Below are 10,304 nucleotides of genomic sequence, written 5' to 3'. Positions count from 1 at the left end.
AGCCACCCAAGCAATCATCGACGCCGAACCTAGCGGCAACCAGCCGAACCGATCACCACGTACATAGAAGCGTCTTGTAGTGGTTGATCGTTGACGATGTGCCGGTGGTACGTCGTGGTGAACTGACTGACGAGGCGTGGGCGGTGATCGCGCCGCTGCTGCCGGAGACGGGCGGTGCGCGGGGGCGGTGGCGGGATCACCGACAGGTCATCAACGGGATTCTGTGGAAGCTGCGCACGGGGGCGCCGTGGCGTGACCTGCCGGAACGCTTCGGACCGTGGAAAACCTGCCACGAACGGCTGCGGCGGTGGACCGCGGATGGCACCTGGGATCGGATCCTCGCCGCGGCGCAGGTCCATGACGACGGCACACCCGTGCAGTGGACAGTCAGCATCGACTCGTCGATCGTGCGGGCGCACCAGCATTCCGCTGGCGCCCGCAAAAAAGGGGCTCCCCATCAAGTCCGGCGACGCCTGGTGCGCAAGATGGCGAGGCCATCGGCCGGTCCCGAGGCGGACTGAGCACGAAAATCCACCTCGCCGTCGACGGACGCGGCCGGCCGCTGTCAATCCTGCTCACCCCTGGCCAAGCCGGCGACAACCCGCAGTTGCTGGCGCTACTGGACGCGATCCGGGTCAACGAACCTGGACCCGGACGGCCCCGTAAACGTCCCGACGTGTTGATCGCCGACAAGGGGTACGCGCACGACTCAACCCGCCGAGCGTTGCGGCAGCGTGGGATCCGGCACGTCATCCCGGAACGGTCCGACCAGGTCGCCCGCCGGATCGCCAAGGGCGGCGCCGGCGGCAGACCACCAGCCTTCGACAAGGTGATCTACCGAAACCGCAACGTGGTGGAACGCTGCTTCAACCGCCTCAAGCAATGGCGTGACCTGGCCACCCGCTACGCGAAACGCGCATCCCTCTACCGCGCCAGCCTCGTCCTCATCGCCGCCATCGTTTGGCTCTCATGAGCACTCGGATGGCTCATCCGGGATCACAAGCTCGTTCAATCCATCGATCACCCGAACGCCGAGATCCCAACGATCGGCGAGATCGGTGATCGTTGCGTACTCCTCACCTGTCAGTCGCACCCGATAGTCGAAGACGTTGGCACAGAGCGTGTCCAGCCCGAGCTGCTCCTCACCCGCCATCACATCAACCAGCGAGTCCGCGAGCCGGGGATCCAGGGGTGCGCCCATCTCGGCCTCAGCCTGGGGATCCGCCCGTCCCGATAGCGCCTCGACCAGACGCTGAAAGCGCCGTTGATCCTCGGTCCGGTACACGGCTGAAGCATGGCATGACCAGGACTTCCGATCCATGATCGGCAGGACACGCCCTAGGCGCTCTCGTGTGAGGTTACAGAATCCCCTCTTTTGTCTGTGGTGGGCACAACAGCGGGTTACGGGTGGGCCCAGGGGTACGGGGTCGACATCGCTCACCGGTACAGGCACCATGCGGGTGTGGCGGTCGAGGTCTGGACGGCATTGACGTCGTTGGGTGGCGTGGCCATCGGTGGGGGACTTTCATACCTGGTGCAGCACTCGACTCAGCGGATGGTGGCGAGGACCGAGCAACGTAAGCAGGACCTCGCCTTGGCAGAGAGCAGGCGAGCTGAGCGGCTGGCCCTGCTGGAGCGGTTCGTCAGCGTGGCGGCCGAGGCTGAACGCTGCGCCTTCGCCCGCCCGATGCAGTGGCAGGACGGCGAGGACTGGCCGACGCAGGCCCAGGCGGTGATGAACCGGTTCTGGGTTGCGGAGCGGATGATTCGGCTGTCGTTCCCGATACCAGTGCACGACGCGGCCCGGGCGTACTTCCTGGTGCTCAACGGCGCGGTGTGGGAGGGGGTTCCTGAAGGCCAGAGCGTTCGGGATCTGCTCGAAGAACCACGCTTGGACTTTCTCGATGCAGCGCGCGGGGCTCTGGGATAGATGCGGGCAGCACTGCTGGTTTCAGCGGTTACTGCGAGCCCGCCAGCGTCCGAACGGGCGTCAAGGCCGTCTTGACGTGGCGGGCCGGGCGGCGGCTCGCTCCCAGAGGGCGGGTCGACGGCAGACGGGATGGAGACCAGAGAGGTCGCCGCGAACGTGAGAACCGAGTGCCGAAACCGGTCATCGATGCCGTCAAGCGGCTCGGTATGGGAAGCGCGGGTCATTGGTCCGCATAATACGAGCCACTATGAGCGAACCGTTCGTCCTTCAGGGGTCTGGCGACCAGCGGTGGCTTGTTCATCCTCCACAAGATCCGTACGGCGACGGCTACGTCTACACGGTCGCGACTGAGTTGCACGCACTGGGCATGGCAGCGTCGACAGTCGCCAAGATCGATGGGATCTACGCCCCCCTGGAGACGACGCTGTCAGGGTTCGTGGAGAGGCTCGCGGCCGATTGGGAGGGCTGGAGCGGCACCCGTACCTGGGCATCGATGGAACGCGAGCTGGTGATCGACGCTCGGCACGACGGTCGAGCCCACGTGTCGCTGAGTGTGACGCTTCGGGCTCCCGGCCCCGACCTGCACGGCACCGCCTGGTCCGCCAGAGCGGTCTTCGTCCTCGAAGCAGGGGAGGAACTGACAGGCTTTGCCGGTGACCTCACGCACTTCCTTCGCACGTAGCAGCAGTCGCATCGCGACAGCGCCTCGACGGCTGGCGATCAAGGCTCGCGTCGTCCGACGATGATGCCGCCGAGCCGGCTCTCCGCTGAGGTGACGGTGGTCTGCGAGTCGACTGCGAAGCCGCTCTGGCGTAGCCAGGCCGCCACCTGGGCCGGCTGCCGACGATGGACGCGCACGTTCATCGGGTGCCCGCCGTACCCCTCGGTCTTGAGGGTCGTCTCGTCGCCCACGTGGAAGCCGAGCAGCAGCGGGCCACCTGGGCGCACCACCCGCCGGAAGTGCGCGAACACGACGCCGATCCGGTCGTCGGGGATGTGGATGAGGGAGTACCAGGCGACCAGGCCGGCGACCGAGCCGTCGGCCAGATCGAGGTCGGTCATCGAACCGACCTCGAACCTCAGTTCCGGATGATCGCGGCGGGCCACGTCGATCATCCCGGGCGAGAGGTCGATCCCGAAGGCGTCCACGCCGAGCGTGTGCAGGTGGGCGGTGATGCGCCCCGTTCCGCAACCCACGTCCGCGACCGGCCCACCGCCGGCGGCCAGCACCAGCTCCGCGAACGAGGCCAGAGCGGCTCGTTCGTACGGCGCTTCCGCGAGGAGGTCACGCACCAGGCGCGCGTAGCTGACCGCCACAGTGTCGTAGGAGGTGCGAGTATCAGACAGCCAGCCGTCTACCGTCACGACGCCAACGTTAATTCAGCGACACGACCGGCACCTTGGAGGCGTCCACCCATGACTCATGCACCGGTGATCGTGAGTCTCCCCATCGCCGACCGTCCCACCTCCTACCGGTTCTACCGCGACGGCCTCGGCCTCGAAGCCGTGGGCGAGTTGGCCGACGACGGCCTCCCGGAACCGTTGCAGTTCGTGGTCAATGACGGGCTGCGCCTGATGCTCATCCCGGCCGGCGGCTTCGGTTGGGTGATCGGCCGGCACGAGGTCGCCCCCAGGGGCCAGAGCGAGTGTCTGCTGAACCTCACTGTCGACTCGCCTGCCGACGCGGACGCGATGGTCGAGCGGGCCCGCGCTGCCGGCGCCGAGGTCATCACCGAGACGTCGGACCACCCCTGGGGGTACGCGGGCGTCTTCGCCGACCCGGACGGTCACTTGTGGATGGTCTCCGCCGCGGAGTCCTGAAAGCGTCGGTGGTGGTGGTTACGGTCTTGCGGTGACCGTGACCACCGATGCCCCTGGAACGCTGCCCACCCCTGCCGACGAGGCCCGGCTGTGGGCACTCATCGAGGCTGCCTGGGCCGAGTTGGGCGCCGAGCCCCTGGCGCTGCGTCAGGCCCTCGTTGAGCGCGACCCCGCCGCTGACGACGGCGATGATGTCGACGATGACGACCCGTCCTACGCGATCGACGCCTGGCTTGATGCCTTCCTGGACCGGCTCGGGCAGTTGACCGCCGGGCTGACCGGGCAGGAGCTGACCGATCTGGACCGGGTGGTGGAGCGCAAGCTTTACGACATCGATCGGGAGGACATCCACGAGGTGACCGACGGGTCGGACGACGGCTTCCTCTACGCCCGCGGTTTCATCGTCGCACTGGGTCGGGCCTACTACGAAGCTGTTCGTGCCGACCCCGCGATGGCGCTGCTGGACGCCGACTGCGAAGGCATGTGTTACCTCTTCGCGCACCTGCACAACGACCGGTTCGGTTCGTGGCCGGAGACCGGCTCGGGGATCTCCCGGGAGTCGTTCGGCAACCCGGCCGGTTGGTCGGCCTGGCCTGCCGACGAGGCGGACCGGTCGCAGCCGGCCGAGGCGTAGCCGATCCGGCCCGGCGGAGCCGTTCAGACGTAGATCTTCGTGGCGTACTCGGGGCCGTAGTGCCGTTCCAGATCTTCGAGGCTCTCCGTCGGGGCCTCGACCTCCTTGATCAGGCGTGCCCGGGACGGCAGTGCCTCGGGCTGCCAGGTCTCCGGCCGCCACAGCGCGGACCGCAGGAACGCCTTCGCGCAGTGGTAGAAGATCTGCTCGATCTCCACCACCACGGCGAGCACCGGCCGGTGCCCCTTGACCACCATGTCGTCGAACCAGGGCGCGTCGCTGACCAGGCGGGCGCGCCCGTTGATGCGCAGCGTGTCGGTCCGCCCGGGGATCAGGAAGAGCAACCCGATGTGCGGGTTGTCGAGGATGTTGCGGTAGCCGTCGGCCCGCTTGTTGCCGGGCCGCTCCGGCAGGGCGATTGTCGTGTCGTCCAGCACCAGGGCGAACCCGGCCGGGTCGCCCTTGGGTGAGACGTCGCAGCTGCCGTCCGCGCCGGCCGTGGCCATCAGGCAGAACGGCGAGGCGGCGAGCCACTCGCGGTCCCGTTCGTGCAGGCGGGTGCGGTCCTTGTTGGCGGCCCGCGTGCTCGGCTCACCGAGCAACTCGCGTAACTCCTCGTGCGAGGTGATCTCCACCGTCACGTTGGTCCTCCCTCAGGCGTTGACCCGGTGGTGGGCACCACCGTCATCAGCCTAGGCCGCAGTGACCAGCGCGAGGTTTGTGCCGGGTTGCCGTGGGTACGGCCTCACCCGACGCGCTCGCCGACGTGGACCGTTCCGCAGGACGCCGACCAGTGGAGGGCCGGGAGATGGAGAGCCGACTGAAGGTGCTGGGTCACCCAGTCCATCCGATGCTTGTCATGTTCCCGGTGGCGCTGCTGGCCACTGCGGTGCTGTTCGACCTGGTGGACACCGTGGGCGGTCCCGACTTCCTCGGCGAGGTCGCGTACTGGAACATCACCGTCGGCCTGATCGGCGGCCTGCTCGCCGCTGCGGCCGGCTCGTTCGACCTGCTGGCGATACCGAGCGGCACCCGCGCCAAAAGGGTGGGTCTGCTGCACGCGGGCGCCAACATCGCGGTGATCCTGCTCTTCGCGGCCGTGTGGGCGGTGCGGCTCAACGCGGACTCCCGGGCCGCCGGCGGGGCGCTGATCGCCATCGAGCTGGTCGCGCTGGCGATTCTCGGCATCAGCGCCTGGCTCGGTGGCGAGCTGGTCGACCGGCTCGGTGTGGGCGTCGACCGTGACGCCGGCCTGGACGCGCCCAGCTCACTACGGCCGCCGACGGCCACCCAGCGGATCGGAGAGGTGTGATGAGCGAGCAGCAGTTTGGCGGCTTCGGCCGGGGGTGGCGCGGCAGCCGGCAGCAGGGCTGGGACCCGATGGGGGAGTTGCAGTCGCTGCGCTCCGAGTTGAGTCGCCTGGTCGGTGGTCGCGGCGGCGGGTCCGACGTCGAGTTGACCGAGACCTCGGACGGCTGGGAGGTCGTCGTCCGGCTGCCCGGAGTGGCGCCGGAGGAGGTGGCCGTCGAGTTGGACGACCGCGAGTTGTGCGTGCGGGCCCGCTCGGAGGCGGAGGTCAACGCCGACCACGGGATCCCCGGCGGCTTCGAGACGCGCGGCTTCGAATACCGGGTCAACCTGCCGGCGCGGGTCGACCCGGACACCATCGACGCGGTGATGGACCACGGCCTGCTGCGGGTGCGCCTGCCACGGGCGACGCGGCCCGCGCCGCGCACCATCACCGTCGGCCGCACCGGGCCGCGCTCCGGCGATCTCTCCACTGGTACGCCGATGCCAGCCGATCCCGCCGCGGACCGGGAGCTGCACCGCCCGGACACCGCCGGCGAGATCGACCGGCCGTAGCGGGTCGGGTGGTCACCCCGTCCGTGCTCGGCCCGACCGCCGAGCGCCTTCCCGACGTACGGCGGATCGCCGTGCTGCGCGCCAACGCGCTCGGTGACTTCATCTTCGCCCTGCCGGCGCTGGACGCCTTGCGCAGCGCGTACCCCTCGGCGGAGATCGTGCTGCTCGGGGCGCCGTGGCACGCGAAGCTCTGGCGCGACCGGCCCGGCCCGGTGGACCGGGTGCTGGTGGTGCCGCCGGCACCCGGCATCCGTACGCCGGAGCCGGGCGAGCCGGACTCGTCGGTCGACGACTTCGTGGCCGCTGCCGCCGCTGCGGAATTCGACCTGGCGGTGCAGATCCACGGCGGGGGTGCCAACTCCAACCCGCTGATCAGCCGACTCGGTGCCCGGTTGACCGTCGGCCTGCGCGCCGAGGACGCGCCGCCGCTGGACCGGTGGCTGCGCTACGTCTACTACCAGCACGAGGTGATCCGCTACCTGGAGGTGGTGGCGCTGGCGGGAGCGCCGGCCACCACCATCACGCCGACGCTGGCGGTGACCGACGCCGACCGGGCCGAGGCCGCCCAGGTGCTCGGCCCGGCGAGCCGTCCCCGGGTGGCGTTGCATCCGGGCGCCACCGACACCCGCCGCCGCTGGCCCGCCGAGCGCTTCGCCGAGGTGGCCCGTGCGCTGCACGAGGACGGCTACGAGGTGCTGGTCACCGGCACGCCCTCCGAGCAGGAGGTGGTCGACCGGGTCGTCGCTGCGGCGCAGGCGCCGGTGCGCCCGCAGGTGGGCACGCTCAGCCTGGGTGGGTTGGTGGGCTGCTACGCCGACTGCGCGTTGGTCGTCTCGAACGACACCGGCCCGCTGCACCTGGCCGCCGCCGTGAGCACGCCAACGGTGGGCATCTTCTGGGTCGGCAACCTGATCAACGGGGCCAGCCCGCTGCGGGGCCGGCACCGCCCGATCAGCTCGTGGACGGTGCACTGCCCGGTCTGCGGGGTCGACTGCACGCCGGGCATCTACCCGCACCGACCCGGCGACGGTGACTGCCCGCATCGGGACTCGTTCGTGACCGACGTACCGGTGATCGAGGTGCTGGAAGCCGCCCGGGAGCTGCTCACCCGGTAGTTCAGGCCGGCTGCGGGGTGTCCTCCTCGGCGAGGACGACCTCCCACGCCTCCACGTCCCGGTCGGTGACGGTGGTGGGGGACTCCAGGTGGTACGCGCCGCTGGGCAGGATGCCCGCGCCACCGTAGCGGGACAACACGGCCAGCTGCGCCGCCACGTCCTCGCCCTGGTGCTTCTCCTGCACCCGACGCCAGAAGTCGAAGCCGCCGGCCTCGACGAGCTTGGCCCGGTCGTAGAGCACGCACCCGCCGATCCAGGAGACCTTGTACGCCCGCCACGCGCCCGGCGGCAGCGCCAACTGCTCGGTGATGTGCAGCAGGTTCGCGGCCGAGTGGATCCGGGCCCGGTTCCACTGCGGGGTGTCGGGTCGGATGCGCTCCGGCGTGGGCGGCCCGGCCCACTCCTCGTAGTGACCGTGCGACTCCGGCCGCACGTCGTCGGTGTACGAGAGCCCGTGCACGCCGTTGCCGACGAACCCGCAGCCCAGCTCACCGATCGCGGTGACCAGTCGGTGCAGCGCACCCGGTTCCAGCCAGATGTCGTCGTCGAGGCTGAGGACGTACCGGGCGGCCGAGGCGGCGAGCAGGTAGGCCCGGTGTTCGGCCAACCCCCGTCGGGGCAGCCGGCGGGTCAGCAGCACCGGGTGGCCCCGGTGGCGCAGCGCCCGGACCATTGTGGCCGCAGCGGGATGCGCGTACGCCGGATCCCCGTCGGACTGATCGCTGACGACCACGCCGAAGCCGGGCACGCCGTCCTGGGCGGCGAGCCCGCCCAGGGTGACGGCCAGTTCGGCCGGCCGGCTCCGGGTCGGAATCAGCACGTCGACCAGCCGGTCGCTGCGGAACTCCTCCGGGGTGCCGGCGTCGAGGGGGCGGTTCACGACGCCTGGGTACGCAGCGACGGGTCGGGCTCCCGGTCGTCGAGATGTGGCGACGGGTCCTGGCTGTGCGACCGGATCCGCTCGATGATCGCGGAGGTGGACCGGTCCGGCACGTACCCCAGGGTGCGCACCTGACCACCCAGGCGGCGCACCAGCGGCGCCTCCGGCACCAGCTCCGGCGGATAGTCGCCGCCCTTGACGTACACGTCCGGTCGGACCGCCTCGATCAGCGCCGCTGGTGAATCCTCCTCGAAGACCACCACGTGGTCCACGCAGGCGAGCGCGGCGAGCAGGGCACCCCGGTCCTCGACCGGGTTGACCGGCCGGTCCGGGCCCTTCAGCCGTCGTACGCTGCCGTCCGAGTTGACCGCCACGATGAGCAGGTCGCCCAACGCGCGGGCCTGCTCCAGGTAGCGCACATGCCCGCGATGCAGCACGTCGAAGCAGCCGTTGGTGAAGACCACAGACCGTCCCGCCTCGCGGTACCCGGCGACGATCGTGTCCAACTCGTCGCCACTGACCAGCGCGGGGTGGCTCGTGGTGTCGGTCGACTGGCCCAACGCGGCGAGCAGGTCGTCGCGTCGGCACACGCAGGTGCCGGTGTCCGAGACGGTGATGGTGGCCGCGAGTTGGGCGAGTTGGGCGGCGGTCGGCAGGGGCGCGTCGGCGGCCAGGGCCAACGTCATCGCCGCCAGGTACGCGTCGCCGGCACCCACGGCGTGACTTGCCGGCACCGGAGTGCTGTGGCTGCGGCGTGGCTCCCCGTCGGCGCCGCCGACCACAGCGCCCTCGGTGTCCAGGGTCACCGCGACCACGTCGGCACCGGTGTGCGCACGCAGTTCGGCCAGCCGCGACTTGGCCAGGACAGCCCGGTCGACGCCCTCTCCGGCCCGGGTGTTCACTGTGACGCCGGTGCCCGTGACGCTGAGCCCGTCGCCGGTGAGGGCGACCCGTCCCTCACCCGGGGTGGGCTCGCCGACCGGCCCCGGGCGGTCGGCCCGGGTCAGCTCGGCGGCGGTGTCGTCGGCGCGTACCGCCCCCGGGGCCGCGCCGACGGTCATCTCGGACGGCCCGTCGACGGGGTCACCGTCCGGGTGTTCCAGGTGCAGTTCGGTCCCGCCGGTCGGTCGGGTCGTACCGCCCGCGCGGGCCAACAGTCGGGTCGCCTCGGCGAAGCTCGGGGTGACCACTGTCGGCGCGAGACCCCGCCAGTCGGCCAGGTCGTGGGCGTCCAGCGCGACTGTGGCGTACCGCTGGCGGTTCTCGACCAGCCACGCGCGGACCGGCGCGGGCAGCGCGCCCAGGCCGTAGTCGCAGACCACCAGGGTCGGCGCCTCCCCACCGGCGGCGGCGCGCAACTCCTCGGTCGCGCAGCTCAGGGCGGTGAGCAGCCGGCTCACCCCGTCGTGGTCCAGCGCGTCCTCCGGGTCGCCGGAGTCCTCACGCAGCAGGATCTGGTTGCCGGCCAACATCCGCCGCTTCACCGGTGTGGGTCGCCCGGGTTGGTTGACGGTGCGGTCCCAGACGCTCGCGCGGTCCAGGCAGTCGTGCAGTTCGTCCCCGGCGACGTCGGCGCCGACCGGTGCCACCAGCACCGCCCGGCCGCCGAGGGCGGCGACGTTGACGGCGGTGTTCGCGGCCCCACCGGCGGCGGAGATCCGCCGACGCAGGGTGAGGACCGGGGCGGGCGCCTCCCGGCAGAGCCGGTCGGAGTCGGCGAACCGCCATTCGTCCAACATGGCGTCACCGACGATCAGGACTGGGCGTCCGAGCCAGCTCTCCACGACGGTGGCGAGCCGGCGCTGCTCCGCTGCTGCTCCTGCCATGCCTCCCCGGGTCCCCAGCGGCCTGGCGGACAAACCTGCGCGCCGACCGGTCCCCGCCACTGGTCAGGGGGTCTTCGGTGGTGTCTGACCGGTCCGAGCCGGTCCGATACCGGTGCGACCTGTTTCGGGCGTTCGAGGGCGGGAAGGGGATTGAGGTACCCCGTTACCTTTTTGATCGTCCCCAGCCGGGGACCCTCGGTCGCTCGGCCCGGTATGACTTCCTGTCCCTGTCGTT

The 10,304-nt window shown here is 70.6% G+C and carries 13 protein-coding genes and 1 pseudogene; 9 read left to right on the top strand and 5 right to left on the bottom strand.

Features of this window, described 5'->3' with window-relative positions:
• Positions 1-98: 98 nt before the first annotated feature.
• Both ACLQ3F_RS31560 and ACLQ3F_RS31555 read left to right on the top strand, forming a co-directional pair.
• A pseudogene (locus tag ACLQ3F_RS31560) lies at positions 99-401 on the top strand (IS5 family transposase); the annotation flags it as partial.
• Positions 380-973, top strand: a complete 594-nt coding sequence (locus ACLQ3F_RS31555; protein ID WP_425853349.1) for an IS5 family transposase — start codon at positions 380-382, stop codon at positions 971-973. The pseudogene ACLQ3F_RS31560 and the gene ACLQ3F_RS31555, both read left to right, overlap by 22 nt.
• Here the strand turns inward: ACLQ3F_RS31555 and ACLQ3F_RS31550 are convergent.
• The gene (locus ACLQ3F_RS31550; RefSeq protein WP_425853347.1) at positions 968-1,285 is read right to left on the bottom strand and encodes a hypothetical protein; all 318 of its coding nucleotides are present in this window, start codon (positions 1,283-1,285) and stop codon (positions 968-970) included. The two genes, ACLQ3F_RS31555 and ACLQ3F_RS31550, sit on opposite strands and share 6 nt — an antisense overlap.
• A gap of 177 nt (positions 1,286-1,462) precedes the next feature.
• Between ACLQ3F_RS31550 and ACLQ3F_RS31545 the strand changes: the two genes are divergently transcribed.
• The gene (locus tag ACLQ3F_RS31545; protein ID WP_425853345.1) at positions 1,463-1,930 is read left to right on the top strand and encodes a hypothetical protein; all 468 of its coding nucleotides are present in this window, start codon (positions 1,463-1,465) and stop codon (positions 1,928-1,930) included.
• Positions 1,931-2,177: 247 nt separating this feature from the next.
• On the top strand, positions 2,178-2,612 hold the full coding sequence (locus tag ACLQ3F_RS31540; protein ID WP_425853343.1) for a DUF6228 family protein: 435 nt from the start codon (positions 2,178-2,180) through the stop codon (positions 2,610-2,612).
• 38 nt (positions 2,613-2,650) lie between these two features.
• Here ACLQ3F_RS31540 and ACLQ3F_RS31535 read toward each other — a convergent pair whose 3' ends face one another.
• Complete coding sequence (locus ACLQ3F_RS31535; protein WP_425853341.1) at positions 2,651-3,295, bottom strand: class I SAM-dependent methyltransferase; 645 nt, start codon at positions 3,293-3,295, stop codon at positions 2,651-2,653.
• Between the two features lie 51 nt (positions 3,296-3,346).
• On the opposite strand from ACLQ3F_RS31535, the gene ACLQ3F_RS31530 reads away from it, so the two are divergent.
• Together ACLQ3F_RS31530 and ACLQ3F_RS31525 are read left to right on the top strand one after the other, a co-directional pair.
• On the top strand, positions 3,347-3,751 hold the full coding sequence (locus ACLQ3F_RS31530; RefSeq protein ID WP_425853339.1) for a VOC family protein: 405 nt from the start codon (positions 3,347-3,349) through the stop codon (positions 3,749-3,751).
• A 31-nt stretch (positions 3,752-3,782) separates the two neighbouring features.
• The gene (locus tag ACLQ3F_RS31525; RefSeq protein WP_425853337.1) at positions 3,783-4,385 is read left to right on the top strand and encodes a DUF4240 domain-containing protein; all 603 of its coding nucleotides are present in this window, start codon (positions 3,783-3,785) and stop codon (positions 4,383-4,385) included.
• Between the two features lie 23 nt (positions 4,386-4,408).
• On the opposite strand, the gene ACLQ3F_RS31520 is transcribed toward ACLQ3F_RS31525, so the two are convergent.
• Entirely contained in the window at positions 4,409-5,026 is a 618-nt protein-coding gene (locus ACLQ3F_RS31520; protein ID WP_425853335.1) for a pyridoxamine 5'-phosphate oxidase family protein, read from the bottom strand.
• Between the two features lie 167 nt (positions 5,027-5,193).
• On the opposite strand from ACLQ3F_RS31520, the gene ACLQ3F_RS31515 reads away from it, so the two are divergent.
• The 3 genes from ACLQ3F_RS31515 to ACLQ3F_RS31505 are packed head-to-tail and all read left to right on the top strand — an operon-like array spanning position 5,194 to position 7,363.
• On the top strand, positions 5,194-5,697 hold the full coding sequence (locus ACLQ3F_RS31515) for a DUF2231 domain-containing protein (RefSeq protein ID WP_425853351.1): 504 nt from the start codon (positions 5,194-5,196) through the stop codon (positions 5,695-5,697).
• On the top strand, positions 5,697-6,248 hold the full coding sequence (locus ACLQ3F_RS31510) for an Hsp20/alpha crystallin family protein (protein WP_357198332.1): 552 nt from the start codon (positions 5,697-5,699) through the stop codon (positions 6,246-6,248). Before ACLQ3F_RS31515 ends, ACLQ3F_RS31510 begins: the two co-directional genes overlap by 1 nt.
• An 8-nt stretch (positions 6,249-6,256) precedes the next feature.
• A complete protein-coding gene (locus ACLQ3F_RS31505; protein ID WP_425853332.1) occupies positions 6,257-7,363 on the top strand; it encodes a glycosyltransferase family 9 protein in 1,107 nt (368 codons plus the stop codon).
• Between the two features lies 1 nt (position 7,364).
• Here the strand turns inward: ACLQ3F_RS31505 and ACLQ3F_RS31500 are convergent, their stop codons facing one another.
• Together ACLQ3F_RS31500 and rfaE2 are read right to left on the bottom strand one after the other, a co-directional pair.
• Positions 7,365-8,243: a glycosyltransferase family 2 protein gene (locus tag ACLQ3F_RS31500; protein ID WP_425853330.1), complete on the bottom strand. Its 879-nt coding sequence runs from the start codon at positions 8,241-8,243 to the stop codon at positions 7,365-7,367.
• Complete coding sequence (gene rfaE2, locus ACLQ3F_RS31495) at positions 8,240-10,069, bottom strand: D-glycero-beta-D-manno-heptose 1-phosphate adenylyltransferase (protein WP_425853328.1); 1,830 nt, start codon at positions 10,067-10,069, stop codon at positions 8,240-8,242. Before rfaE2 ends, ACLQ3F_RS31500 begins: the two co-directional genes overlap by 4 nt.
• Positions 10,070-10,304 lie beyond the last annotated feature (235 nt).

The sequence above is a fragment of the Micromonospora sp. DT15 genome (genome assembly GCF_049841475.1).
GTDB lineage: Bacteria > Actinomycetota > Actinomycetes > Mycobacteriales > Micromonosporaceae > Micromonospora.
Note: the sequence above shows the minus strand (reverse complement) of the source record. Positions and strands in the feature narration are given on the sequence as shown.

Coding starts and splice junctions, on each gene's coding strand:
- ACLQ3F_RS31540 (WP_425853343.1), top strand. CDS start 2,178: ATGAGCGAACCGTTCGTCCTTCAGGGGTCTGGCGACCAGCGGTGGCTT.
- ACLQ3F_RS31530 (WP_425853339.1), top strand. CDS start 3,347: ATGACTCATGCACCGGTGATCGTGAGTCTCCCCATCGCCGACCGTCCC.
- ACLQ3F_RS31515 (WP_425853351.1), top strand. CDS start 5,194: ATGGAGAGCCGACTGAAGGTGCTGGGTCACCCAGTCCATCCGATGCTT.
- ACLQ3F_RS31510 (WP_357198332.1), top strand. CDS start 5,697: ATGAGCGAGCAGCAGTTTGGCGGCTTCGGCCGGGGGTGGCGCGGCAGC.
- rfaE2 (WP_425853328.1), bottom strand. CDS start 10,069: ATGGCAGGAGCAGCAGCGGAGCAGCGCCGGCTCGCCACCGTCGTGGAG.